24 protein-coding genes are annotated in these 26,534 nt (G+C 55.1%); 13 read left to right on the top strand and 11 right to left on the bottom strand.

From position 1 onward, the window contains the following. Positions 1-623 precede the first annotated feature (623 nt). Positions 624-3,848: a ribonuclease E gene (rne, locus tag EAE_RS16615; protein ID WP_015705034.1), complete on the top strand. Its 3,225-nt coding sequence runs from the start codon at positions 624-626 to the stop codon at positions 3,846-3,848. Between the two features lie 39 nt (positions 3,849-3,887). Here the strand turns inward: rne and EAE_RS16610 are convergent, their stop codons facing one another. Next, complete coding sequence (locus EAE_RS16610; protein ID WP_015367198.1) at positions 3,888-4,826, bottom strand: LysR family transcriptional regulator; 939 nt, start codon at positions 4,824-4,826, stop codon at positions 3,888-3,890. A 109-nt stretch (positions 4,827-4,935) separates the two neighbouring features. On the opposite strand from EAE_RS16610, the gene EAE_RS16605 reads away from it, so the two are divergent. After that, on the top strand, positions 4,936-6,150 hold the full coding sequence (locus EAE_RS16605) for an MFS transporter (protein ID WP_015705033.1): 1,215 nt from the start codon (positions 4,936-4,938) through the stop codon (positions 6,148-6,150). Positions 6,151-6,205: 55 nt separating this feature from the next. Here the strand turns inward: EAE_RS16605 and murJ are convergent, their stop codons facing one another. The 4 genes from murJ to rimJ all read right to left on the bottom strand — a co-directional run bounded on the left by murJ (position 6,206) and on the right by rimJ (position 10,022). After that, positions 6,206-7,741 (bottom strand): murein biosynthesis integral membrane protein MurJ, encoded by a 1,536-nt coding sequence (gene murJ / locus EAE_RS16600; RefSeq protein ID WP_015367200.1) that lies wholly within the window; start codon positions 7,739-7,741, stop codon positions 6,206-6,208. 113 nt (positions 7,742-7,854) lie between these two features. Then, positions 7,855-8,778 carry a Gfo/Idh/MocA family protein gene (locus EAE_RS16595; RefSeq protein WP_015705032.1) on the bottom strand — a complete coding sequence of 308 codons (924 nt, stop codon included), beginning with the start codon at positions 8,776-8,778 and terminating at the stop codon, positions 7,855-7,857. Between the two features lie 2 nt (positions 8,779-8,780). Continuing rightward, entirely contained in the window at positions 8,781-9,428 is a 648-nt protein-coding gene (locus tag EAE_RS16590) for a YceH family protein (RefSeq protein ID WP_015367202.1), read from the bottom strand. A 9-nt stretch (positions 9,429-9,437) separates the two neighbouring features. Further along, a complete protein-coding gene (gene rimJ, locus EAE_RS16585; RefSeq protein WP_015367203.1) occupies positions 9,438-10,022 on the bottom strand; it encodes a ribosomal protein S5-alanine N-acetyltransferase in 585 nt (194 codons plus the stop codon). A gap of 227 nt (positions 10,023-10,249) precedes the next feature. Between rimJ and mdtH the strand changes: the two genes are divergently transcribed. The 7 genes from mdtH to EAE_RS16550 all read left to right on the top strand — a co-directional run bounded on the left by mdtH (position 10,250) and on the right by EAE_RS16550 (position 15,603). Continuing rightward, the gene (mdtH, locus tag EAE_RS16580) at positions 10,250-11,458 is read left to right on the top strand and encodes a multidrug efflux MFS transporter MdtH (protein WP_015367204.1); all 1,209 of its coding nucleotides are present in this window, start codon (positions 10,250-10,252) and stop codon (positions 11,456-11,458) included. Positions 11,459-11,572: 114 nt separating this feature from the next. After that, positions 11,573-12,133, top strand: a complete 561-nt coding sequence (locus tag EAE_RS16575) for a lipoprotein (RefSeq protein ID WP_015705031.1) — start codon at positions 11,573-11,575, stop codon at positions 12,131-12,133. Between the two features lie 130 nt (positions 12,134-12,263). Further along, entirely contained in the window at positions 12,264-13,310 is a 1,047-nt protein-coding gene (pyrC, locus tag EAE_RS16570) for a dihydroorotase (protein ID WP_015705030.1), read from the top strand. 73 nt (positions 13,311-13,383) lie between these two features. Beyond that, a complete protein-coding gene (gene dinI, locus EAE_RS16565; RefSeq protein ID WP_015367207.1) occupies positions 13,384-13,629 on the top strand; it encodes a DNA damage-inducible protein I in 246 nt (81 codons plus the stop codon). A gap of 304 nt (positions 13,630-13,933) precedes the next feature. After that, positions 13,934-14,188 carry a biofilm formation regulator BssS gene (gene bssS / locus EAE_RS16560; RefSeq protein WP_015367208.1) on the top strand — a complete coding sequence of 85 codons (255 nt, stop codon included), beginning with the start codon at positions 13,934-13,936 and terminating at the stop codon, positions 14,186-14,188. A 124-nt stretch (positions 14,189-14,312) separates the two neighbouring features. Further along, a complete protein-coding gene (gene solA / locus EAE_RS16555; protein ID WP_015705029.1) occupies positions 14,313-15,431 on the top strand; it encodes an N-methyl-L-tryptophan oxidase in 1,119 nt (372 codons plus the stop codon). Between the two features lie 58 nt (positions 15,432-15,489). After that, complete coding sequence (locus EAE_RS16550) at positions 15,490-15,603, top strand: YceO family protein (RefSeq protein ID WP_015367210.1); 114 nt, start codon at positions 15,490-15,492, stop codon at positions 15,601-15,603. Here EAE_RS16550 and trhO read toward each other — a convergent pair. Further along, positions 15,589-16,653, bottom strand: a complete 1,065-nt coding sequence (gene trhO, locus EAE_RS16545) for an oxygen-dependent tRNA uridine(34) hydroxylase TrhO (protein ID WP_015705028.1) — start codon at positions 16,651-16,653, stop codon at positions 15,589-15,591. The two genes, EAE_RS16550 and trhO, sit on opposite strands and share 15 nt — an antisense overlap. 207 nt (positions 16,654-16,860) lie before the next feature. Here trhO and EAE_RS16540 point away from each other — a divergent pair, with 207 nt between their 5' ends. The 3 genes from EAE_RS16540 to EAE_RS16530 all read left to right on the top strand — a co-directional run bounded on the left by EAE_RS16540 (position 16,861) and on the right by EAE_RS16530 (position 19,683). Next, positions 16,861-17,781 carry a Kdo(2)-lipid IV(A) acyltransferase gene (locus tag EAE_RS16540; protein WP_015367212.1) on the top strand — a complete coding sequence of 307 codons (921 nt, stop codon included), beginning with the start codon at positions 16,861-16,863 and terminating at the stop codon, positions 17,779-17,781. Positions 17,782-17,954: 173 nt separating this feature from the next. Next, complete coding sequence (mdtG, locus tag EAE_RS16535) at positions 17,955-19,205, top strand: multidrug efflux MFS transporter MdtG (protein WP_015705027.1); 1,251 nt, start codon at positions 17,955-17,957, stop codon at positions 19,203-19,205. A 91-nt stretch (positions 19,206-19,296) separates the two neighbouring features. After that, positions 19,297-19,683: a MysB family protein gene (locus tag EAE_RS16530; protein WP_015705026.1), complete on the top strand. Its 387-nt coding sequence runs from the start codon at positions 19,297-19,299 to the stop codon at positions 19,681-19,683. Here EAE_RS16530 and EAE_RS16525 read toward each other — a convergent pair whose 3' ends face one another. The 3 genes from EAE_RS16525 to mdoG form a co-directional block, all read right to left on the bottom strand. Continuing rightward, positions 19,684-19,911 (bottom strand): YceK/YidQ family lipoprotein, encoded by a 228-nt coding sequence (locus EAE_RS16525; protein ID WP_015367215.1) that lies wholly within the window; start codon positions 19,909-19,911, stop codon positions 19,684-19,686. A gap of 61 nt (positions 19,912-19,972) precedes the next feature. Beyond that, positions 19,973-22,501, bottom strand: a complete 2,529-nt coding sequence (gene mdoH, locus EAE_RS16520; protein ID WP_015705025.1) for a glucans biosynthesis glucosyltransferase MdoH — start codon at positions 22,499-22,501, stop codon at positions 19,973-19,975. Beyond that, positions 22,494-24,047 carry a glucans biosynthesis protein MdoG gene (gene mdoG, locus EAE_RS16515; RefSeq protein ID WP_015367217.1) on the bottom strand — a complete coding sequence of 518 codons (1,554 nt, stop codon included), beginning with the start codon at positions 24,045-24,047 and terminating at the stop codon, positions 22,494-22,496. Before mdoG ends, mdoH begins: the two co-directional genes overlap by 8 nt. A gap of 252 nt (positions 24,048-24,299) precedes the next feature. Here mdoG and mdoC point away from each other — a divergent pair, with 252 nt between their 5' ends. Further along, entirely contained in the window at positions 24,300-25,460 is a 1,161-nt protein-coding gene (gene mdoC / locus EAE_RS16510; protein ID WP_015705023.1) for a glucans biosynthesis protein MdoC, read from the top strand. Positions 25,461-25,504: 44 nt separating this feature from the next. Here the strand turns inward: mdoC and ymdB are convergent, their stop codons facing one another. Together ymdB and EAE_RS16500 are read right to left on the bottom strand one after the other, a co-directional pair. Then, positions 25,505-26,029, bottom strand: coding sequence for an O-acetyl-ADP-ribose deacetylase (gene ymdB / locus EAE_RS16505; RefSeq protein WP_015705022.1), 525 nt, complete (start codon positions 26,027-26,029; stop codon positions 25,505-25,507). A gap of 90 nt (positions 26,030-26,119) precedes the next feature. After that, positions 26,120-26,422 carry a type 1 fimbrial protein gene (locus tag EAE_RS16500; RefSeq protein ID WP_015705021.1) on the bottom strand — a complete coding sequence of 101 codons (303 nt, stop codon included), beginning with the start codon at positions 26,420-26,422 and terminating at the stop codon, positions 26,120-26,122. Between the last annotated feature and the right edge of the window lie 112 nt (positions 26,423-26,534).

Genomic DNA, 26,534 nt, shown 5'->3' with positions numbered 1-26,534 from the left:
AATGAAGCCGTTTTCCGTGTTGACACTTGTTAGAACAAGAAATTAGCGGAATGACCAATTTTGTCTGACCGATCATCCACGCAGCAATGGCGTAAGACGTATTGATCTTTCAGACAGTTAGCGGGCTGCGGGTTGCAGTCCTTACCGGCACAGGCTCTATAAGATTTTTGCGTGGCAGGACGGCATCGACTCCGGAACCACCGGGAGTTCATCTGAATCCTCCGATTGAGGTGAACAGGTTAAGCCATTACTCCTGCGACGTGAGAGACGATGAGAATATACGCAACATCGTTTGAGGTGCGTCAAGGCTGCAAAAGAGAGAATCTTCAGTCGGTTGTACAAGCAATCGATTGAGGTGAACAAGCGCGGCCAACGCGAAATCACTTAAAGGATGAAGTGTATAAATGGAATATTCTCTGGTGATACATCCCAGGCTGTTCCCCTGAATAATTGCGCTGTGTTTCCGTTTGAAACACAGGCGACCGACACTCTGCGCCTCTTAAGCGCGCGACAACCGTGAGGTTGGCGACGTGAACCAGACTCGAGGCCATCGGTTTTCACCCGGTAAGGCGTTACTCTGCCCGTAGCTTAGTCGTCAATGTAAGAATAATGAGTAAGTTACGATGAAAAGAATGTTAATCAACGCAACTCAGCAGGAAGAGTTGCGCGTCGCTCTTGTTGATGGGCAGCGCCTGTACGACCTGGATATCGAAAGCCCCGGGCACGAGCAGAAAAAAGCGAACATCTACAAAGGCAAAATCACTCGTATTGAACCTAGCCTTGAAGCCGCGTTTGTCGATTACGGCGCTGAGCGTCATGGTTTCCTCCCCCTCAAAGAAATTGCCCGCGAATACTTCCCAGCCAATTACAGCGCTCATGGCCGCCCTAACATTAAGGACGTTCTGCGCGAAGGTCAGGAAGTCATTGTTCAGATTGATAAAGAAGAGCGCGGTAATAAAGGCGCCGCGCTGACCACCTTTATCAGCCTGGCAGGCAGCTACCTGGTACTGATGCCGAACAACCCTCGCGCCGGCGGCATTTCGCGCCGTATCGAAGGTGACGATCGTACCGAGCTGAAAGAAGCGCTGGCGAGCCTTCAGCTGCCGGACGGCATGGGTCTTATCGTGCGTACCGCGGGCGTTGGCAAATCCGCTGAAGCGCTGCAGTGGGATCTGAGCTTCCGCCTGAAGCACTGGGAAGCGATTCAGAAAGCCGCTGAGAGCCGCCCTGCTCCGTTCCTGATCCACCAGGAAAGTAACGTTATCGTGCGTGCCTTCCGCGACTATCTGCGCCAGGACATCGGCGAAATCCTGATCGATAATCCGAAAGTGCTTGAGCTGGCGCGCCAGCATATCGCCGCCCTCGGTCGTCCGGATTTCAGCAGCAAAATCAAACTGTACACCGGTGAAATCCCGCTGTTCAGCCACTACCAAATTGAATCCCAGATTGAATCCGCGTTCCAGCGTGAAGTGCGTCTGCCGTCCGGTGGTTCTATCGTTATCGATAGCACCGAAGCGCTGACCGCTATCGACATCAACTCCGCTCGCGCGACCCGCGGCGGCGATATCGAAGAAACGGCGTTCAACACTAACCTCGAAGCGGCTGACGAAATCGCGCGCCAGTTGCGTCTGCGCGACCTTGGCGGCCTGATCGTTATCGACTTCATCGATATGACCCCGGTCCGCCACCAGCGTGCGGTTGAAAACCGCCTGCGTGAAGCCGTCCGCCAGGACCGCGCGCGTATCCAGATCAGCCATATCTCGCGCTTCGGCCTGCTGGAGATGTCCCGCCAGCGTCTGAGCCCGTCGCTGGGCGAATCCAGCCACCACGTGTGCCCACGCTGTAGCGGCACCGGTACCGTGCGTGACAACGAATCGCTGTCGCTCTCTATCCTGCGCCTGATTGAAGAAGAAGCGCTGAAAGAGAACACCAAAGAAGTCCACGCGATCGTTCCGGTACCTATCGCTTCTTACCTGCTTAACGAAAAACGTGCCGCAGTCAGCGCGATTGAAACCCGCCAGAGCGACATTCGCGTCATCATCGTCCCTAACGATGAGATGCAAACCCCGCATTACTCCGTACTGCGCGTGCGTAAAGGCGAAGAAACCTCAACGCTGAGCTATTTGCTGCCGAAACTGCACGAAGAAGAGATGGCGATGCCGTCTGACGAAGAACCGGCTGAACGCAAACGCCGCGAAGAGCCAGCGCTGGCTGCTTTCGTGATGCCGGATGCGCCGCCTGCGCCGGTACAGGAAGAAACCGCAGCCGCGCCGACCGCAGCGAAAGCCGCCGCTGCTCCGGCAGCGAAGGTAGCAACGCCTGCCCAGCCTGGTCTGCTGTCCCGCTTCTTCGGCGCGTTGAAAAACATCTTCTCCGGCGCAGAAGAAGCTAAACCGGCTGAAGTCAAAGCCGAGCAAAAAACTGAAGAGAAACCTGAGCGTCAGCAAGAGCGCCGTAAACCGCGTTCTAATAATCGCCGCGACCGTAACGACCGTCGTGATAACCGCGATAATCGTGACAACCGTGATAATCGTGATAATCGCGGAGAAAACACAGAAGGTCGCGAATCTCGTGAATCACGCGAGGAGAACCGCCGTAACCGTCGTGACAAACAATCACAGAACGCTGAACTGCGCGAATCTCGCCAAAACGCGGGCGATGAGTCTGATAAAGGCAAGTCACGCGATGAGCAACAGCAACCGCGCCGTGAACGCAACCGCCGTCGTAATGATGACAAGCGTCAGGCACAGCAGGAAGCGAAAACTCAGACCCGCGAAGAACCGGTAGTACAGCAGGAAACCGAGCAGGAAGAGCGCGTTCAGAGCATGCCGCGTCGTAAGCCGCGTCAGCTGGCGCAGAAAGTCCGCTTTGAATCCGCAGAAACCGAGCAGGTTGTCGAAGCCGTTGCTGAGCAGCAGGCGGAATCCACTACGCCGCGTACGGAACTGGCAAAAGTCGATCTGCCGGCCGTCGTTGAAACTGCCGCTGAGCAGGATGAAAACGGCGACGCTCGTGAATCTAACGGTATGCCGCGTCGCTCTCGTCGCTCTCCGCGCCACCTGCGCGTAAGCGGCCAACGTCGCCGTCGTTACCGCGATGAGCGTTATCCGACCCAGTCGCCGATGCCGCTGGCCATCGCCTGCGCGTCGCCTGAGCTGGCGTCAGGTAAAGCGTGGATCCGCTATCCAATTGCCCGTGCGCATGATCAGCAGCAGGAAGAGTTACCGGTACAGGAAACCGCCAACGTTGAGCCTATCATTACGCCAGTCGTCGCGGAGACTATCGCTCCGGTTGTCGTTGCGGAAACCGTCGCAGCTGAAACTGTCGCACCGGCAGTGGCCAGCGAACCGACCGCAGAAGCGACCGTAGTTGAAGCTCCGGTCGTCGAAGAAACGGCGGTGGTTGAAGAGACCGCAATTGTTGCGGAAAGCGTTGCGCCGCAGGCAGAAGTCAGTGAGCCAGCAGAGCCGGTAGTCGAAGAAACTGAGACCGCACCTGCTCCAGCTACTGAAGAAACCGTCACTGCGCAGCCAACGATTGCCGAAGAAGAAACCACTGTTGTCGAAGAAACGACCGTTGCCGCCGTTGAAGAAGCCGCGCCGGTTGTTGAACCGACGCCGGTCATCAGCACCGCGCCAGTGGTGAAAGCGCAACCGGCGACCACCGCTACTCGCCATGCGACCGCGCCGATGACCCGCGCACCGGCTCCGGAATACGTGCCGGAAGCGCCGCGCCAAAGCGATTGGGTTCGTCCTCCGTTTGCCTTTGAGGGTAAAGGGTCTGCAGGCGGCCATAGCGCCACTCATCAAGCCACGGCGGAAGCTACCCGTCCGCAGCCTGTAGAGTAACGGTGCTCAACGAAAAAACCGGCCAACTGGCCGGTTTTTTTATTTCTTCTCGTCCGGGCGCTGCATCCCCGCCACCTGTGGCATCACTTCGCGCATCAAATCGAGAAACTTGCGTAGCCGCGTCGGATAATAGCGCGCCCAGGGATAAACCAGATGCACCGGCAGCGGCGAAGCCCGCCACTGCGCAAACGGCTCAATCAGCCTGCCTGCCGCAATATCCTCCTCCACCGCCCAACTGGAAACAATTGCCGCCCCCAGCCCCGCCAGGGCGGTGTTACGCGCAACGTAGACGCTATCGGTACTCAGACAAGGGACAATCGGGAAACTCACCAACTGCCCGTCCACCTGATGCTGTAGCGTGACTTCATGCTGATAAAAGGTGCTGATAGCGACCCATGGCAGCGCGGAGAGCGCCTGCGGTTCGCTGAGTTCCGGATGGCGCGCCAATAGCTCAGGCGCAACCACCAGGCTGCGAGGAACCACAGCCAACAGTACCGATACCGTTGATGGATCGACTTCCGCGCCAACGCGGATCGCGCAATCAATATTATCGCTAAGAAAATCGACGGTTTTATCATTCAGCATCCACTCAACGGAGAGCTCGGGATATCGCTGCAGAAAACTCACCAGCGGACCCAGCAACTGCTGTTGGCCAAAAGCGTGCGGCGCCCGCACCCGCAGCACGCCAACCGGCCGGTCCTCCTCGATGCGCAAATCATCTTCCAGCGCCAGCCAGCTGTCCACCAGCCGCCGCGCATGTTGATAACAGCGCTCGCCGTCATCGGTCAGTTTCATCGCATGGGTCGTGCGCAGAATAAGCCTCGCGCCAAGTAACGTCTCCAGCGACTGCAAACGTCGGCTGACGGTCGCCTGAGTCGTACTCATCTGCAGAGCCGCCGCCGAGAGCGAACCCGCTTCGACGATGCGAATAAAGGTCCGCATCAGCTCAATCCGATCTATACGCTCTTGTTTCTTCATTTATATTTTGCCTATACGTGCTACGTATAACCGTTTTACCACTACCCTATCTTCCGCGCCAGTCTGCTTCAGGGAACAATAGCGCCAACGCATTTACGAGGGCACTACCATGACACCGCTTCCTTTATCCCCCCGCCAGGCCGGCTGGGTTATTTTTATTCTCGCGCTCGGCGCTGGCTTCAGCGTCGCATCCATCTACTACGCCCAGCCGCTGCTGCCGTTAATCGGCGCCAACCTGCATCTCAGCGTTGAAGGAATGGGGCTGGTGCCCACCCTGACCCAGGCTGGCTATGCATTGGGAATATTATTTCTGCTGCCGCTCGGCGATCGCCACGATCGCCGAACGCTTATCCTGCTGAAAAGCGCCGTGCTGGCGGTACTGTTGCTACTCTGCAGCCTGACCGGTCAGCTTACCTCGCTACTGGTCGTCAGCCTGCTGATTGGCATGGCGGCGACCATGGCGCAGGATATTGTCCCGGCGGCGGCGATTCTGGCGCCGGCGGGCAAACAGGGGAAGATGGTCGGTACGGTGATGACCGGCCTGCTACTGGGGATCCTGCTTTCACGTACCGTCAGCGGGCTGGTCGGCGCGCTATTTGGCTGGCGGGTCATGTACCAGGCTGCGGCAGTCAGTATCGCCTTTATCGGCCTGTTAATGTGGCGTGTTGTGCCGCGTTTTGAGATCCACTCTACCCTCAGTTATCCGCAGTTGCTGAAGTCAATGGCCCATTTGTGGCAGCGCTATCCCGCGCTGCGCCGCGCGGCATTCGCCCAGGGCTTTTTGTCTATCGCCTTTAGCGCGTTCTGGTCGACGCTGGCGGTGATGCTCGCCGAACATTACCAGATGGGTAGCGCGGTCGCCGGCGGCTTCGGTATCGCTGGCGCAGCAGGCGCCCTGGCGGCACCGCTGGCAGGCGGTTTGGCGGATAAAGTTGGCGCGGGGAGAGTCACCCAGCTCGGCGCGGCGTTAGTCACCGTCTCCTTTGCCCTGATGTTGCTACTGCCCGCGTTGCCGGTACACGGCCAACTGGCGCTGATTGCGTTATCGGCTATCGGTTTTGACCTTGGTCTGCAGTCGAGCCTGGTGGCGCATCAAAACCTGGTTTACAGCCTGGAGCCCCAGGCCCGCGGCAGGCTTAACGCCTTGCTATTTACCGTGGTCTTCATCGGAATGGCTCTGGGATCGGTGCTGGGAAGTAAACTGTACGTGCTGGCTGGCTGGAACGGTGTGGTGATTCTGGCGGTGAGCAGCGGCGCGATTGCTCTGATTATCCGCCTGCTGGAAAATGCTCGTCTACAGGCCGCAGAACGCGCCGTGAGATAAAAAAACCCGCTCCGCATGGCGGAACGGGTTAATCAGGCCCGACGTTACGGTGAATTTAAATCGTGCGGCGGGCAAACTCTTTCAGGCGAAAGCCGAGCAGCAGCAATGTCGCGAAATAGGCGACTACGCCGGCGACCACTACTACCATCAGACGCATCAGGCGGAACGGCATCGTCCCCTGCGACCATTCCGGCATCAGATACATCACGCCGACGAGCGCTGCGGCCATGACCAGCACCGCGATGACCAGACGCAGCAGGAAGACGAACCAGCCCGGCTGCGGCGTGAAGATTTTCTGCTTACGCAGTTGCCAGTAAAGCAGCGCGGCGTTCAGACAGGCAGCCAGACCAATAGACAGCGACAAGCCGGCATGCTTCAACGGGCCAATAAACGCCAGGTTCATCACCTGGGTCATTATCAGAGTAACAATGGCGATTTTAACCGGCGTCTTGATATCCTGGCGCGAGTAAAAGCCCGGCGCCAGCACCTTCACGACGATAAGCCCCATCAGTCCAACCGAATAAGCCACCAGAGCGCGTTGCGTCATCGCCGCATCGAAAGCGTTAAACTTACCGTACTGGAATAGCGATACCGTCAGCGGTTTGGCGAGAATGCCTAAGGCAACCGCGCTTGGCAAGGCCAGCAGGAAGCACAGACGCAGCCCCCAATCCATCAGTCGGCAGTACTCATCGTGATTGCCGCTGGCGAAACTTTTTGATAACGATGGCAACAGGATGGTGCCCAGCGCCACGCCCAGCACGCCGGAGGGGAACTCCATCAGACGGTCGGCATAATACATCCAGGAGACCGAACCTGAAACCAGGAAGGAAGCGAAAATGGTATTGATAATCAGCGAGATCTGGCTGACAGAGACGCCGAGGATCGCCGGCCCCATCTGCTTAACCACGCGAATCGCCCCGGCATCTTTCAGGTTAACCCGCGGCAGAACCAGCATACCGATTTTTTTCAGATGCGGCAGTTGATACGCCAGTTGCAGGATACCGCCAACCGTGACCGCCCAAGCCATCGCCAGCATTGGCGGATGAAAATAAGGCGCGGCAAACAGGGCAAAACCAATCATGCTGACGTTGAGGAAGGTCGGCGCGAACGCGGGAACCGAGAAGCGGTTCCAGGTGTTAAGGATCGCCCCCACCAGCGACGCCAGCGAAATCAATAAAATATAGGGGAAGGTGATACGCAGCAGCTGGGTGGTTAAGGCAAATTTATCCGGCGTATCGGCAAAGCCCGGAGCGGTTACGGTAATCACCCATGGCGCCGCCAGCATCCCCGCCACCGTGACCAGCGCCAGAACCAGCGTCAACAGCCCGGAAACATAGGAGACGAACACCCGCGTCGCGTCTTCGCCCTGCTTGCTTTTATATTCAGCGAGAATCGGCACAAACGCCTGAGAAAAGGCGCCTTCGGCAAAAATACGCCGCAAGAGGTTTGGCAGTTTGAAGGCCACAAAAAAGGCGTCGGTCGCCATCCCGGCGCCAAAAATACGCGCGACGATAGCATCGCGGGCGAACCCCAGTACGCGCGAGAACATGGTCATCGAGCTGACTGCCGCTAATGATTTTAATAGATTCATTACTGTCTTATTCCACAACCCATGGAGTAAAACGCCCGCAAAAGCGGGCGCTGGAAAGTGGCGATAGTCTACCGGGTTCGCAATGAATTACTACTGTCAGTTGTTACAACCAGTTATTCGCTCATCGCCTCGCGCCAGAGCTTTTCCACGATCCGCTGGGCTAAAAGCGCCTGCTCGCCGGCGGTTTCCGGAACCGTCTGATTTTGCACGCATTCAATGAAGTGCCGCGCGCAGCCGTCGAATCCACGCTGCTCAAGCGTCGTTTGCCAGCCGGGCACCGGGCGCTGCAGGATACCGCTGCCCCGCTCTTCACGCCACTCGCGCATATCGCACACCTCATACAGTCCGCCATCGGTCACCGCTTGCACCCACTCACGCTGGCTTCCCGCGCGACGATGCATACTGGTGGTGATCTGCAGTTGCCCCGCGCTGAAGTGATGCTCGGCGTAGAGCATTTCCCCTTGAGAAGTGGTTTGCAGGACCCCACCGTCCACCCGCGTTTTATCTCCCGCCAGCCACAGCGCGGTATCGACAACATGCAGATAATCATCCAGCAGGGTAAAGCGCAGCTCTTTGCCCACGCTATCGCTACGGTGCTTATCCATGCGCAATGACGCCGCGTCATTGAGATGCGCTTTCAATTCACGATACAACGGCGCAAAGCGGCGATTGAAGCCCACCATTAACGTTAAACGCCGACGTGCCGCCAGTTCAACCAATGATTCGGCTTCGCTGAGCTTGTCCGCCAGCGGCTTATCAACGCAAACATGAACGCCTGCATTCAGCAGATGATGAACCACTTCATAATGTGAAGCGGTTGAGGTATGGACAAATACCGCATCACATTGCGCCGCCAGCGCATCCAGAGAGTCGGCATAGGGCAGACGCCAGGTTTCGCAGATGCGTAACGCTTTCTCTTTTCCTGGCGACCAGGCGGCCTGCAGCGTCCAGCCATCAGCGGCGCCCAGCACCGGCAGCCATGCCTTTTGCGCAATGCCGCCAAGTCCAACCACGCCAACACGTAATTTCGCCGTCACGGTTACTCTCCTAAATGAGCCAGTAGTGAATCAAGGCGTACTTTGAGCTCAGCGACTTCACTTTCCAGCGCCTCAACGCGCGCCTGCAAATCGTCATTCGGCGGCGACACCGCCTCGACCACGGTGATGAGCGAATCCATGTCATCACAAAACAGGTGCATATAGCGGCTTTCGCGTTTACCCGGTTCGCGCGGAAGGCGCGCGACGTAAGGACCGTCTTCACGACTGGCCAAATTGTCGAGCGTGCTTTCCACCTCGGCCATGTCGCGGAATTCATACATCCGCTGCGCGCGGCTACGCAGCTCGCCTGGCGTTTGCGCACCGCGCAGCAGCAGCGTCGTGACAATGGCGACTTCCGCCGCCGTTAATTTGAGATCGCCAAATTCCGAATTGCAGAAGCGCTGTTCATATTTGGTCACCCGGTTGCCAAAACCGCTTACCGTACGCAGGTAGTGGCGTTTGACCAGCTCATCCAGCAAATCCTGGACGTCGCTTTCCGCCAGCGACATTACCGGCTCACGGTTGGTTTTCTGGTTACAGGCGGTAACCACAGCATTCACTGATAGCGGATATTGTTCCGGCGTGGTCACCTGCTTCTCCAGCAGGCAACCAATGATGCGCGCTTCATGCGCGGTTAGCTGATATTTCATGTTTTCTCCTTAGCGCCCTGGTGTCCAGTCAGTGGCCGTTAACGCCGTCAATACGTGGTCTCGCCATTGCCCATCAATGAGGAGGTAGTCCTTTGCGTAACCCTCTTTTTCGAACCCGAGCCGGGCAAGCAGATCGCCGCTGCGTTTGTTATGCGGCATATAGTTGGCCATGATACGGTGAATATGCTGCGTACGTTGCATATAGCGAATCGCCGCGGTCAGCGCTTCAAACATCAGCCCCTGCCCTTGCCACTTTTCACCAATGGAATAGCCGAGATAACAGGCATGAAATGAACCACGCACCACATTTGAGAAATTCGCTACGCCAATAATCTCTTTCTCATCAGGATCGAGTAGCGCGAAATAAAAGGCCGAACCCTGTTTATGAAACTCCGTAATCATCGATAATCGTGCCTGCCAGCCGGAAGGATAACAGTGGCTTTCATCGCGCACCGGCTCCCAGGGTTTCAGGAACCCCTTGTTTTCCGCGTAATAATCGGCCAGACGCCAGGCGTCACGATCGTGAACCAGCCGCACCACCAGCCGGTCCGTCGTCAAACGCACCTTGGGTACGTTACTGCGATAGCCAAACATTCCTCACTCCTGTTCCCTGCCCCAAACTAATATCTTTCACTATACCTTCCCTGAGTGAAGGTGGGAAAACAGCAACATACCATTTTCTGCACCATCTCCATTTTTCGATGAATAGGCTCAATCGATCTTGCTTTTTGATAAAAAAATATTGTCGCCAGTATGCTGGGAAAATAACCGCCGCCCCCGCAGAATATCTAAGCTTATCTTTCTTTTTCCCTGGAGGGGAAATGTCCCGCGTATCGCAGGCAAGGAGCCTGGGTAAATATTTCCTGTTAGTCGATAACATGCTGGTTGTGCTCGGCTTTTTTGTCGTATTCCCACTGATATCGATCCGTTTTGTCGACCAAATGGGTTGGGCGGCGCTGATGGTCGGTATCGCCCTCGGTCTACGTCAGCTGGTGCAACAAGGTTTAGGCATCTTCGGTGGGGCGATTGCCGATCGTTTCGGCGCCAAACCGATGATCGTCACCGGCATGCTGATGCGCGCCGGCGGTTTCGCGGCGATGGCCGTCGCCCATGAGCCCTGGGTGCTCTGGCTCTCATGCATTTTGTCTGGTCTCGGCGGCACCCTGTTCGACCCGCCGCGAGCGGCGCTGGTGGTCAAACTGGTGCGCCCGCATCAACGTGGTCGTTTCTTCTCTATCCTGATGATGCAGGATAGCGCCGGCGCGGTCATCGGCGCCCTTCTCGGCAGTTGGCTATTACAGTACGATTTCCGTCTGGTGTGCAGCGCAGGGGCAGCGCTCTTTATTGCCTGTGCCGCATTTAACGCCTGGTATCTGCCGGCATGGAAACTCTCGACGGTCAAAACACCGATCCGCGAAGGACTGGGGCTGGTGTTACGCGATAAGCGCTTTGTCACTTACGTGTTGACCCTGACCGGTTACTACATGCTGGCCGTGCAGGTGATGCTCATGCTGCCGATTATGGTTAACGATATTGCGGGTTCTCCGGCGGCGGTGAAATGGATGTATGCCATCGAGGCAACAATCTCCCTGACGCTGCTGTATCCCATCGCCCGTTGGAGCGAGAAACGTTTTCGCCTCGAGCATCGTCTGATGGCGGGTTTGCTGGTGATGACGGCGGCGATGCTGCCGATTGGCTTAACCAGCACGCTACAGCAGCTGTTTACCTTAATCTGTATTTTCTATATCGGCTCGATCATTGCCGAACCTGCGCGCGAAACGCTGGGCGCTTCACTGGCTGATGCCCGCGCTCGCGGCAGCTATATGGGTTTCAGCCGCCTTGGTCTGGCATTTGGCGGCGCGCTGGGGTATGCCGGCGGCGGCTGGCTGTTTGATGCAGGTAAAGTGCTTAATCAACCTGAACTACCGTGGCTGATGCTGGGCATTATCGGCTTTGCAACTTTCATTGCGCTATGGTGGCAGTTTAGCCAGAAACGGTCGGCTTCCGGCATGCTGGAACCGCGCACCTGACAATCAGCCAAAGTGGTAATCCTTTTTTTCAGCATTTTCCGCTAGTACAAGCGGGGCTAGCAGACCATGCTGCTTTGTGTCAGGATTAGCTATGGCATGACGTTAAGGAACCCAATGAAAAAGATGTTGATCGCGGCCGCGCTGATTGTCAGCGGCCTTCTGAGCGGATGTAACCAGCTTACGCAATACTCCGTTAGCGAGCAGGAGATTAACCAGGCGCTGCAGAAACGTAATCACTTCGCTAAAGATATCGGCCTGCCTGGCGTAGCGGATGCGCACATTGAGCTGCAAAACCTGACCAGCGCCATTGGTCGTGAAGAGCCGAACAAGGTGTCGTTGAGCGGAACCGCTAATCTGGATCTGAATTCGCTGTTTGGAAATCAGAAAGCGACCATCGACCTGAAGCTCAAAGCGCTGCCGGTGTTCAATAAAGAGCAAGGCGCGATTTATCTGCGTGAAATGGAAGTCGTCGATGCGAAAGTTAAGCCGGAAAAGCTCACCTCCGTGGTACAGACGCTGATCCCTTATCTGAATCAGTCGCTGCGCAGCTATTTCAATCAGCAACCAGCCTACGTTCTGCGTGAAGATGCCAGCACCGGTGAAGCCTTAGCGAAGAAATACGCTAAAGGCATTGAAGTGAAACCGGGCGAGATAATCATCCCCTTCACTGATTAAACAATAAGGGCGCTGAATATGGCGCCCTTAATTTTTTACGGAAATGAGTGCAAAGGAAAACGTTTACGCTTATCCTTAGTGCCCGGCAAAAAACAGCCCTGATGACTGAACCAATTAGCCGGAGCCTTCCATGACAGCACAACCCCAGGTATTGAAAATCCGCCGCCCTGACGACTGGCATATCCATCTACGCGATGATGATATGTTGAAAACCGTCGTGCCTTACACCAGTGAGTTTTATGGCCGGGCGATCGTGATGCCGAATCTGGTACCGCCGGTAACGACCGTCGCTGCTGCTATTGCTTACCGCCAGCGCATCATCGATGCGATTCCCGCCGGGCATGATTTCACTCCGCTGATGACCTGCTACCTGACCGACACGCTCGACCCGGACGAACTGGAGCGCGGTTTCCATGAAGGCGTGTTCACCGCAGCCAAGCTCTACCCGGCAAACGCCACCACCAACTCCAGTCACGGCGTGACCAGCACCGATGCCATTATGCCGGTGCTGGAACGGATGGAAAAACTGGGCATGCCGCTACTGGTGCACGGCGAAGTTACCCATGCTGATATCGATATCTTCGATCGCGAAGCGCGCTTTATCGAGACAGTGATGGAACCGCTGCGCAAACGGCTGCAGGGGTTAAAAGTGGTCTTCGAACATATCACCACCAAAGATGCCGCTGAATACGTGCGCGACGGCAACGAACTGCTGGCCGCCACCATCACGCCGCAGCATCTGATGTTTAACCGCAACCATATGCTCGTTGGCGGTATTCGCCCGCATCTATATTGCCTGCCGATCCTCAAGCGCAATATCCACCAGCAGGCGCTGCGTGAACTGGTCGCCAGCGGGTTCAGTCGCACGTTCCTCGGCACCGACTCCGCTCCGCATGCACGCCACCGTAAAGAGGCCAGTTGCGGCTGCGCGGGCTGTTTCAATGCCCCGACCGCGCTTGGTAGTTACGCCACCGTCTTTGAAGAGATGAATGCGCTGGAACATTTTGAGGCTTTCTGCTCGTTGAATGGCCCGCGTTTCTACGGCCTGCCGGTGAATGAAAGCTACGTTGAACTGGTACGCGAAGAGAGTACCGTCGCCGAAAGCATCGCCCTTCCTGGCGATACGCTGATACCGTTCCTGGCTGGCGAAACCGTGCGCTGGACGATGAAAAAATAAAGTTTTTTGCCCCCTGTTGTAAATGTGCAAGCGTTACTGTATAAATAAACAGTATATTACCCAGGGGGCCATTATGCGCATCGAAGTGTCAATTGCCAAAACCACAGCCTTACCCAACGGCGCGCTGGAAGCGCTGAATAACGAACTCGCTAAGCGTATCGCTCACTATTACCCTGAACGTGAAAACCAGGTCACGGTACGTTATGCCGCCGGCAATAATTTATCTGTCATCGGTGGCCTGAAAGAAGACAAAGACCGGATTAGCGAAATCCTGCAGGAAACCTGGGAAAGCGCCGACGACTGGTTTATCCACGACTAAGCCTCCGGGTCTGCTTACGCAAAATCAATTTGCTCCCTCATTGTGCTTTTTTTTGCCGGGTCGCCCCGGCTTTTTTATCTCCGCTTATAACTAAGACTTTCCTTAATATCCTGATAAATTCCTTAAAAAATAATGAGACCCAGGACGAAACTCGCGCAAAAAACCGCCAATCAGCGCAAAATTTGTCGCTATTTATTTATTTTCTCGAGTTTGTACTTAACTGCTGATATAATTAACCTGCTTCAGAAAACAAGCATTAAACCTCGAGAATTGTTGTCTTTTAACATATGAATAAGGGGTTATGATGGAAAAGAATAATGAAGTCATCCAGACCCATCCCCTCGTCGGATGGGACATCAGCACCGTTGATAGCTACGATGCGCTGATGTTGCGCCTGCACTACCAAAACCCCACCCAAGAAAGCGATAAAGAAGCAGAAATTGGCCAGACGCTATGGCTAACGACGGACGTCGCACGTCAGTTTATTTCTATTCTGGAAGCAGGAATAGCGAAGATAGAATCTGGCGATTACCAGGCAAATGAGTATCGCAGACATTAGCATCACCGATGATGTCTAAATATTCACTGAACAGGCACCTGCGGGTGCCTGAATTATTTTTCGCGCTTGTACATCCGGCAGATGTTAATTACCCTGCTAATAAAACAATAACCCGGAACTCACCATGCAATACGACCTCATCATTATCGGTAGCGGCTCCGTTGGCGCTGCCGCTGGCTATTACGCCCGTCGCGCCGGTCTGAATGTCCTGATGACCGATGCCCACAAACCGCCGCATCAGGAAGGCAGCCACCATGGCAACACGCGTCTGATTCGTCACGCTTATGGCGAGGGCGAAAAATACGTACCGTTGGTGCTACGTGCCCAGCAGCTATGGGACGAATTCGCGCAAGACAGCGGCGAGGCCGTATTCGAAAAAACCGGCGTCATTAACCTGGGCCCGGCCAGCTCCGATTTTCTCAATAACGTGGCCCACAGCGCGCGTCAGTTTAAGCTTAACGTAGAGGAACTGGACGCTGAAGCTGTCATGAAGCGTTGGCCGGAGATTCGTATCCCACAAGATTATCGGGCAATTTTTGAGCCGGCTTCCGGCGTGTTACGCAGCGAACTGGCGGTTGAAACCTGGATCCGGCTGGCGCGTGAGGCGGGTTGTGCCCAGCTCTTCAACTGTCCGGTGACCGCGATCCATCATCATGCCGATGGCGTGACCATCGATACCGCTGACGGCAGTTACAATGGCAAAAAACTGCTGATCAGCGCCGGAACCTGGGTAACGAAATTATTGCCGGAACTGCCCATTCAACCGGTACGTAAAGTCTTCGCCTGGTTCCAGGCCGATGGTCGCTATAGCACGAAAAATAACTTCCCTGCTTTCACCGGCGAACTACCGAATGGCGATCAGTATTATGGCTTCCCGGCGGAAGACAACGAATTGAAGATCGGCAAACACAATGGCGGCCAGCTGATTTCCGAACCGGGCGAGCGGAAACCGTTTGGCGCTGTCGCCAGCGATGGGTCTGAGTCGTTCAACTTCCTGCGCAACGTGCTGCCCGGAATTGGCGGCTGCCTGCACGGCGCCTCCTGTACGTACGATAATACGGTAGATGAAGATTTCATCATTGATACCCTTCCCGGTCACGACAACACATTACTCATTACCGGTTTAAGCGGTCACGGTTTCAAATTTGCCCCGGTACTTGGCGAAATTGCGACGCAATTTGCGCAAGGTGAAACGACGGAGTTTGATTTGACTCCCTTCTCGCTAGCGCGATTTTCACAATAATAGCCAGCCATAAAACGAAACGGCCTCAATGGAGGCCGTTTATTGATTGAGAACGTTTATGCGTCGCCTGTATCACTGGTTAGTCAACAATGTGCGCGAGCACTTTATGATTTATCTCGCGCTGTGGCTGCTGCTAGCAGTAATCGACCTCATCTGGTTATGGTTTTACTGACGGGTCGGGATCCGGGATACCTAATTTGGTATTAAGACGACCACGGGATTTATTGAAAATCTTATTGCCATTCTCTCGCCCCGCCCGCAGTTTGCGCTGCTCCTCTTCCGGTAGTTTATGCTCTTCCATACAGGCTTCGCTGCAGCAACCGGCAAATTTCTCGGCACAAGCCGGGCACTGAATAAACAGCAAATGGCAGCCGTCGTTCAGGCAATTGGTGTGGCTGTCGCATGGTGCGCCGCATTGATGGCAGTGGGCAATCACATCATCAGAAATACGCTCGCCCATTCTTTCGTCAAAGACAAAGTTCTTACCAATAAAGCGTACCGGCAATCCCTGTTCACGGGCGCGGCGCGCATACTCGATAATCCCGCCTTCGATGTGCCACACCTTATTGAAACCGCTATGCTTCATCCAGGCGCTGGCTTTCTCACAGCGAATACCGCCGGTACAGTACATGACAATCTTCTTGTCTTTGTACTCCTGCATCATCTCAACCGCTTTCGGCAATTGATCGCGGAAGGTATCCGCCGGAATTTCCATCGCGTTCTCAAAATGACCGACTTCGTACTCATAATGGTTACGCATATCGATGAATACCGCGTCCGGATCGTCCAGCATCGCGTTCACTTCCGCCGCTTTCAGATACTCGCCCACATCAGAGGGGTCAAAGGTTGGGTCATCAATACCGTCGGCCACAATGCGGTCGCGGACCTTGAGGCGCAGGACCCAAAAGGATTTACCGTCATCATCCAGCGCGATGTTCAGACGTAACCCCTTTAGCGCCGGATCGAAGCTATCGAGAAATTCACGCAGCGCTGCGACCTTGCTTTCCGGCACGCTGATCTGCGCATTGATACCTTCATGGGCCAGATAGATGCGGCCAAAGACGTTCAGCTTAGTCAACGCCAGCCACAGAGCGTCGCGGGTCGCTTTCGGGTCAACGATAGTGAAATATTTATAGAACGAGATCGTCGTGCGCGGCTCGGTCTCAGCCAGCATCTGCGCCTTTAACGTCTCATTTGAAATGCGGTTGTGTAACACTGGCATGGTGTACCTGCTCGACATAGGAAATGAGTAAAATAAACGGCGGGCATCATATAGCAAACACCGTTAATTTACATCCCTACATTTTACGCTACATTTCATCCACGCGGTTTTCAGCCGTTAACAATCGGCTTCAGCCGGAGACTGCTTTTGGCGGTAGCGGAAAAAAATGCGATAATAGAACGCGTTGTTTAATCAGACAGGTATGAAATGACCCATTTACCGAAATTTTCCGCCGCGCTGCTCCATCCGCGCTACTGGCTGCTTTGGCTGGGCATAGGCCTGTTGTGGTTAGTTGTCCAACTCCCTTATCCGGTTATCTACCGTCTCGGTAATGCCATTGGTCGTCTGGCGATGCGTTTTATGAAACGCCGCGCAAAAATCGCTTATCGCAATCTTGAGCTCTGCTTTCCTGAGAAGAGCGAGCAGGAGCGTCATCAACTGGTAGTACAAAACTTTGAGTCCGTCGGCATGGGCCTGATGGAAACCGGGATGGCATGGTTCTGGCCAACCCGACGCATTGCGCGCTGGACAGACACCATCGGCTTTGAACATGTCCGCGACGTGCAGGCACAAAACCGCGGTATCCTGCTGATTGGCATTCATTTCCTGACGCTGGAAATGGGTGCGCGCATGTTCGGCATGAACCAACCCGGTATCGGCGTCTATCGCCCGAATGACAACCCGGTTATCGACTGGCTGCAGACCTGGGGCCGCCTGCGTTCCAACAAAGATATGATTGACCGTAAAGATCTCAAAGGCATGATCCGCGCGCTGAAAAAAGGCGAAGTGGTCTGGTATGCCCCGGACCATGACTACGGCCCGACCGCCAGCGTCTTCGCCCCCCTGTTCGCCGTCGAGCAGGCCGCCACCACTTCCGGGACCTGGATGCTGGCGAAAATGTCTAAAGCGTGCATTGTGCCATTCGTCCCACGGCGCAAACCGAATGGCAAAGGCTATGAGCTCATCATGCTGCCGCCGGAATGCGATCCGCCTCTGGAAAACGCAGAAACCACCGCCGCGTGGATGAACAAAATCGTCGAACAGTGCATTTTGATGGCGCCAGAGCAATATATGTGGCTGCATCGCCGCTTTAAAACCCGTCCGGAAGGCGTGCCTTCGCGCTACTGATTGACTCACTATCCGGGCGGTTCTCTGCCCGGATAAATTCTACCGCCAGTCCTCTTAAATACTCCTTTAGCTTTAAAAGCTATGCTCCATTGCGACAACCATTTCTCAGGCGCATAATTAGCAGGCTCATATTTTCCTTTATTTTGACCCGCGCCGCGGGCCAGTGAGACCTTATGTCGTCTGCTGATACACCTATTAACTGGAAACGAAATCTTACCGTCACCTGGCTTGGCTGCTTTTTAACCGGCGCCGCCTTTAGCCTCGTGATGCCTTTTTTGCCGCTCTACGTCGAACAGTTGGGCGTCACCGGCCATAGCGCGCTGAATATGTGGTCAGGGCTGGTCTTTAGCATAACCTTCCTCTTTTCCGCCGTTGCCTCGCCGTTCTGGGGCGGATTAGCCGACCGTAAAGGGCGTAAGATTATGCTGCTGCGTTCGGCGCTGGGGATGGCTATCGTCATGATGCTGATGGGCATGGCGCAGAACATTTGGCAATTCCTGATCCTGCGCGCGTTGCTGGGTTTACTGGGCGGGTTTATTCCCAATGCCAATGCGCTGATCGCCACCCAGATCCCCCGTCAGAAAAGCGGCTGGGCGCTAGGAACGCTTTCAACCGGCGCGGTAAGCGGCGCCCTGCTCGGCCCGCTGGCTGGCGGTTTCCTTGCCGACCACTGGGGGTTGCGCACCGTCTTCTTTATGACCGCCACGGTGCTGTTTATCTGCTTCCTGTTCACCCTGTTTTTAATCCGCGAAAACTTTGTTCCGGTGAACAAAAAAGAGATGCTCAATGCCAGGGACGTTTTCGGTTCGCTTAAGAATCCTAAACTGGTGCTGAGCTTGTTCGTCACCTCATTGATTATCCAGGTCGCTACCGGCTCCATTGCGCCGATCCTGACGCTCTACGTGCGCGACCTGGCAGGTAACGTCAGTAATATCGCCTTTATTAGCGGCATGATTGCTTCCGTACCCGGCATTGCCGCCCTATTGAGCGCGCCACGTTTAGGCAAGCTCGGCGATCGCATTGGGCCGGAAAAGATCCTGATAGTTGCTCTGGTTATCTCCGTGCTATTACTGATCCCGATGTCATTCGTTCAGACGCCGCTGCAGCTAGGCATTCTGCGCTTTTTGCTTGGTGCCGCCGACGGCGCGCTGTTACCCGCCGTACAAACCCTGCTGGTGTACAACTCCACCAGCCAGATTTCGGGACGTATCTTCAGCTATAACCAGTCGTTTCGCGATATCGGCAACGTCACCGGCCCGTTAATCGGCGCCTCGGTCTCGGCCAACTACGGCTTCCGCGCCGTGTTCCTCGTCACCGCCTGCGTCGTCCTGTTTAACGCTTTTTACTCGACCATCAGTCTGCGCCGCCCACGGCACGACGCTTCAGCGGATGACGGGGGCTCGGGTAAACGTTCGGTAAATTAAGCGCTTCAGCGCTTCTCTGCCTTGACGCCAGACTAACCGCCTTCTATAGATTGAAACGTGTTCCTTTTTCATTCTTCTTAGGGGGTTAGCTATGTCAACGGAATCAGTTTTCTACGCCACGCTCGAAGAGGCCATCGACGCCGCCCGGGAAGAGTTTTTGGCCGATAATCCCGACAGCGATGAAGAAACTGCCAACATCGAACAGTTCAATATGCAGAAGTATATTCTCCAGGATGGCGATATCGCCTGGCGGGCTGAATTCTTCGCCAGCGAAGATGAAGAAGGCGAGTGCCTGGCCATGCTCAGTGGCGAAGCGGCACAGAGCGTATTTGACGGCGATTATGACGAAATCGAGCTACGCCAGGAATGGGTGGAAGAAAATACGCTACACGAATGGGATGAAGGCGAGTTTCAGCTGGAGCCTTCCCTGGATACCGAAGAGGGGCAGACCGCAGCCGATGAGTGGGACGAGCGTTAATTACTCATAAGGGCCGTGGCTGGCGTCTAACGGTAGTAACAGCGTATCAAATACCAGCGAGAATGGCAGATCGAGAATGGTCAGATAGCGCCAGGCTGAATCACGAACATCCCACTGTACGCCGGGGTAATATTGGTTGCCATGGCCCTGCCCCGGTACCGTACGGCTAATAATGCTGCCGCAGCCGCTGAGTACCAGCGTCATGGCGATAAGCACAAATATTCTCATTCACTTCCTCTCAGGCAAAAAAATACCGGCACAATTGCCGGTATTTTCCTTAACGTACGGCTTACTTCGTTTTCAACGCCAGCGGGTTCAGCGTGAGCTGCTGATACGCTCCCACCCAGGAGGAGTATTTCTCCGGGGCGTTCCACACGCGATAGTGCAGACGCGACATCGTTACCGGATCGCTTAACAGCACCAGCCGACGATCGCGGTTGAGTTTATCAGGCGTTTCATTCAGCGCCTGCTCAACGTGGCGTTCACGGGCGATATCCAGAATACGGCCGTGGCGGTGACGCGCCGTAGCCATTGCCGTCGCCAGAGCGTTGAACGATGGGTTAAACACCGCGTGCATAAAGCCATCGCCAAGCGAACGCTGACGGTTCAAAGTCAGGTAAGCATCGGTATCTTTCAGTACCTGCGGCGGCGAATACTCTTCCGGGATCAGGAACAATTTCCAGCGTTTAGTGCGCAGACCTACCGTCGCGCGGCTGGAAATCGCCGAGACAAACGGAGAGAGGATCAGCGACACGACGATAGGCGCCAGCCAGAACAGGAAACGCAGATCCAGCCACGCCATGCCAACCGCCCATACCAGCCCCAGCAGTAGCTGCGAACCGTGACGCATAAAGGCCTCGCCCCACGGTGTTGAGTCATCATCGCGCTGCGGTGAGTTCCACACCACCTCCCAACCGAGGAACGCGCTGACCACGAACACGGTATGGAACAGCATGCGTACCGGAGCCAGCAGCACCGAGAACAGTACCTCCAGCAACAGGGAGAGCGTCACGCGGAAGAAGCCGCCGTACTCTTTCGGCCCCTTGCACCACACCAGAATGATACTCAGCAGTTTTGGCAGGAACAGCAGTACCATGGTCGAGGCAAACAGCGCGATAGCCAGTTCCGGACGCCACTGTGGCCATACCGGGAACAGCTGACGCGGCTGCAGGAAGTATTGCGGCTCGGTCAGAGCGTGCACGACCTGTAGCGCTGTCGACAGCGCGAGGAACATAAACCACAGCGGCGCCGACAGATAGGACATGACGCCGGTCAGGAACACCGCACGGTGTACCGGGTGCATCCCTTTCACCAGGAACAGGCGGAAGTTCATCAGGTTACCCTGACACCAGCGGCGGTCACGCTTCAGTTCATCCAGCAGGTTCGGCGGCAGCTCTTCATAGGAGCCAGGCAGATCGTAGGCGATCCAAACGCCCCACCCCGCACGGCGCATCAGCGCAGCTTCCACGAAGTCATGCGAAAGAATCGAGCCGGCAAAGTTACCTTCGCCCGGCAGCGGCGCCAGCGCGCAGTGTTCGATGAACGGCTTCACGCGGATAATGGCGTTGTGACCCCAGTAGTGCGATTCACCTAACTGCCAGAAGTGCAGCCCGGCGGTAAACAGCGGGCCGTACACGCGGGTGGCGAACTGCTGGCAGCGCGCATAAAGGGTATCCATACCGGAAGCGCGCGGCGAAGACTGGATGATCCCGGCATTCGGATTCGCTTCCATCAGGCGCACCAGCCCGCTCAGGCACTCGCCGGTCATTACTGAGTCAGCGTCGAGCACCACCATGTAGCTATACTGGCTACCCCAGCGACGGCAGAAATCATCGATGTTGCCGCTTTTACGCTTCACACGACGACGACGGCGACGATAGAAGATCTGGCCTTCACCCTGCACTTCGGCAATCAATTCCATCCACGCTTTTTGCTCGGCAACGCAAATATCCGGGTCGTAGCTGTCGCTGAGCACGTAAACGTCAAAATGCGCAGCGTTACCCGTCGCTTTCACCGATTCCCAGGTGGCGCGCAGGCCGGCAAACACGCGGTCAACATCTTCATTACAGATAGGCATGATAAGCGCTGTACGGTGTTCCGGGTTCAGCGGCTCGTCGCCAACGGTGGATGCCGAAATACTGTACTTATCACGCCCGATCAGCAATTGCAGGAAGCCCATCAGCGCGGTCCAGAAACCGGCCGAGACCCAACAGAAAAGTACCGCAAAGAGGATCAGGATGCCGGTCTGCAACACGTAAGGGAGTAGCTGCATGAAGGAGACCCACAGATCCTGGCCAACCATATCGGATGGATTGATCAGCGCCCACCCCTGATAAGGGAGGATGGTCTTCATATACCAGGTGGCCACTACCGTTTGCGCCAGCGTCAGCAGCAGCAAAATGTAGCGACGAATGGTGCCGACGGTACGCCATTTCTGTTCGCTTTCACGCTCTTCTTGCGTGAGGCGAGAGAGATAGCGCGGAGTCACGTCACGGCCACGCAGGCGATCCCAGAAGCGGCCTACCGGGTTGGTACGCCACGGGTCGGGGATCATTGAGGAACGTTTCGCTTTCGGCATCGCATGAAGCTGCGTGCGCCCTTCATCATCTTTCACCAGCTGATCGCCGGACAGAGAGTCCGGCCAGCTATGCTCCAGCCGCGCTTTTACCGATCCTAACGGGGAATCTTCATCACGCGGAAAATGATGATGCTCTGCGTCAAGCGCTTCATGTACGGCTTGCAGGCTCGCATCAGGTAATGCGGCCTTTTCAGCATCCGACAGCGGCAATGCGTCGATATAATTCGTTATCTTATTCATTGGCAGGCAGCTGATAGCTCCAGGTTTCGCTCAGCGTCTGATCGCCATTGACCAGCGCCGCACGCATTTCCGTGGTTTTCTTCGGATCTTTCACTTTCACGCGCAGGGTCATACGCCAACCTTTGATAACCGGGTTATAGCGCACGGAGTTTTCCACGATTTCGGCATTATCGCCGATGCTCGCCTGCGCCGTTACCGGAGTGTCCGCCGCCATTTTTTTCATGTCAGCGCCGGTGAAATCAACGATGAAAGCGATAGTGCCATCTGGCTGGCGAATGAGGTTAGACTGCTTCACATCACCGGTTGAGCGGCGAGTCTGCACCACATAAGCGCTATCTGGCGCATGCAGTTTGTCTTCATCGCGGCTGAAGGTAATGGAGTATTTGAAGTTCATCTCTTTGCCTGGTTCCGGCAGCTGATCCGGGGTCCAGTAGGTGACGATATTGTCGTTGGTTTCATCGTTGGTCGGGATTTCAACCAGTTCGACTTTACCTTTACCCCAGTCGCCTTTCGGGGTGATCCACGCGCTCGGGCGCTGGTCGTAACGATCGTCGAGATCTTCAAAGCGGGAGAACTGGCGGCCACGCTGCAGCAGGCCAAACCCTTGCGGGTTTTCCATCGCATAACTGCTGACGGCCAGATGTTTCGGGTTATTCAGCGGACGCCAGATCCACTCGCCGTTACCGGCAAGAATCGACAGACCGTTGGAGTCATGTAGTTCCGGACGATAGTTAGTCGTCGGCGACGGTTGGTTCGGCCCAAACAGGAACATACTGGTCAACGGTGCCACGCCGAGTTTACCGACTTTGTCACGCAGATAGACCTTCGACTGCACATCAACCACGGTGTCGCGCCCAGGCATAACCACAAAACGATAGGCGCCGGTCGCACGCGGGGAATCCAACAGCGCATAGATAGTTAAGCGCTTATCGGTCGCTTTCGGGCGCTCAATCCAGAACTCGCGGAAACGAGGAAACTCTTCGCCTGACGGCAGCGCGGTATCGATAGCCAGGCCGCGGGCGGAAAGCCCGTATACCTGACCCTGGCCAAGAACGCGGAAGTAGCTGGCTCCGAGCATGCTGACGATTTCGTCATTCTTGTCTTTGCTATTGATCGGATACAGTACTTTAAAACCGGCGAAACCAAGGTCTTTCACCGTGTCTTTATCGTGTTGCACATTGCCAAAATTAAAATAATCCGGGCTATATTTAATTTTACGTACACTAGTGCTGGTCACTTCATTAATAGTAACCGGCGTGTCGAAATACATGCCCTGGTGGTAAAATTCCAGCTTGAACGGGGTCTTCAGGTTATTCCAGTACGCTTTGTCGTGATTGAACTGGATTTGCTGGTAATCCGCGTATTTCATATCGCGGAAGGCGGAGGGCAGGTTACTTTTCGGCGCTTCATAGCCTTTCCCGGCTAACGTTTTCGCCTGTTTTGCTACGTCATCAATGCTGAATGCCCATGCAGATGAAGTACACAGGGACAACATTACGGCTGCGCTTAACCAACGCATTTTCATCATCTGTGGTTTATGTTTCATAGTAAGTAAGCACTTCCCCCTTTGTGTGCTTAAATCGATCCGATCTATTTTAATGGAAACTCAGGCAATCCGACAACATAATCCCTGCATTGTTCAGCTTAGCGGACCAGGGAATAAACAGTTCTCTGTCCCATATTGCACTTTGCGTACTTATCCTGGAGACAGATACCCTGAGTTCATGTAGGGTTGCTGGGAATGTAACCGTTATCGCCACGAGTGATAAGACGAATTGTCTGAGATTGTTGTGAATTTATGAATAAAACACCAGTAGAGCGTGAATATTTCTTCGACAGCATCCGCGCCTGGCTGATGCTGCTGGGGATACCCTTTCACATTTCGCTTATCTACTCCAGCCACAGCTGGCATGTGAATAGCCTGGAACCCTCCTGGGGGTTAACGCTGTTCAACGACTTTATCCATGCTTTCCGCATGCAGGTCTTCTTTGTTATTTCCGGCTACTTCTCTTACATGCTGTTTCTACGCTATCCCCTAAAGAAATGGTGGAAAGTACGCGTAGAGCGCGTTGGCATTCCGATGCTCACCGCGATTCCACTTCTGACTTTGCCGCAATTCTTGATGCTGCAATACGTTAATGGTAAAGCGCAAAACTGGCACACGCTCTCCGGCTATGACAAATTCAACACCCTGGCATGGGAGCTTATCTCTCATCTGTGGTTCCTGCTGGTGCTGGTCGTGCTGACCACTCTCGGCGTGGTGCTGTTTAAGTGGCTGGCCAATCGAGGGAAAACGCAGACCGCCAGCTTTGGTGACACTGTCACATTTGGTCAATTATCGCTTATTTTCCTTGGTCTTGGCGTGTTGTATGCGGTAATTCGTCGCACTATTTTTATCGTTTACCCGCCGATTCTCAGCAACGGACTGTTTAACTTCATCGTTATGCAGACCCTGTTCTATCTGCCGTTCTTTGTTCTCGGCGCGCAGACGTTCATCAACCCGCGGCTAAAAGCGATGTTCACCACCTCATCACCCTGGTGTTTTGTCGGCGCACTGCTGGGCTTTATCGCCTATCGTCTTAACCAGCAGTATGGTTCCGGCGATGGCTGGATGTATGAAACCGAATCGGTGATTACCATGGTGCTTGGGCTGTGGATGGTGAACGTGGTATTCTCGCTGGGCCACCGCCTGCTCAACTTCCAGTCCGCTCGGGTGACTTACTTCGTCAACGCCTCGCTGTTTATCTACCTGGTGCATCATCCCCTCACCCTGCTGTACGGGGCGTGGATTACGCCAATAATCAAATCGAATCTGTTAGGTTTTATCGCCGGACTGGTGTTTGTGGTGGGCATTGCGCTGGTGCTGTACGAAATCCATCTACGTATTCCTCTGCTGCGCTTCCTGTTCTCAGGCAAACCGCAGCAAAAACCGGCGAAAGCGCCGGTGTCGGTTAACTAAAATCCGCAACCGGCAGCGCGCCTGCGTGCTGCCGGTGCCGCGATTCATTCTGCCTGCAATAATCGCTGATAGATCTCCGCCGTTTCGTTATCAAAGCAGACAAAGCACACTCGTTCCAGTGGATTATATCGGGTGAGGAAAGCCTTCACCGTTTTCACCGCAATTTCCGCCGCCGCCTGTTTCGGATAGCCATATACGCCGGTGCTGATAGCCGGAAAAGCAATAGATCGATAATTATTGGCTGCCGCCAGCAACAGACTATTGCGATAGGCATCCGTCAGTAATTCGGCCTCTTGCTCGTCACCGCCGTGCCAGACGGGGCCGACTGCATGAATCACCGCGCTGGCCGGTAGATTACCGGCGCTGGTGATAACCGCATGCCCGGGCGGACATTCGCCCTGCTGCTGGCGGACTATTTTGCAGGCTGCCAGTAGTTCCGGGCCCGCTGCGCGATGAATGGCGCCATCAACACCGCCGCCGCCCAGTAACGATGGGTTTGCCGCGTTGACAATAACATCTACCTGCAACGTCGTAATATCGCCGAGAACCACCTCAGGTTGAACAACCATTTCCCCCTCCTGTCGGCAAACGTCTTCATACTTAGCGTGGTGTCTACTATGGCATGATAGCCCCCAAGGCGGAAGCCTGAGGGGCAGTAATTAGCGATAATTCACTTCGAGGATAGCGCGGGTATGTTGCGGATCAATATACTTTAATTGTGCTGAACGGACGGCGTCATTGCTGTAATTTCCCGTCGTCAGCACCTGGGGCGAAAGCGCCCGGGTAGGCAGCTGCTGGCAGGCCATTTCAATCTTTTCGCCCACACTATTGGCTTCGCAGGACGGATCGACGACCTGCCCATAAATGGCGACAACGCCGTCGGTCGGCGCGGCGTGCACTGCTCCAAACAAGCACGACAACATCAGACATGGCATCGCGAAGGTGTGGATTTTTTTTATCACGGCAGTCTCCTCTGTTTAATAGCAAAGAAGCAACAGGCCATCCATGAGCGCACTGCGCCGCCAGAATACGGCAAGGCAATGATTGCGTTATGAAATACAAATATATTACTTT

It is taken from the genome of Klebsiella aerogenes KCTC 2190, assembly GCF_000215745.1.
In the GTDB taxonomy this organism is placed as follows: Bacteria; Pseudomonadota; Gammaproteobacteria; order Enterobacterales; family Enterobacteriaceae; genus Klebsiella; species Klebsiella aerogenes.
The sequence above is the reverse complement of the archived record's forward strand: the minus strand, read 5'-3'. Positions and strand labels throughout refer to the sequence as shown.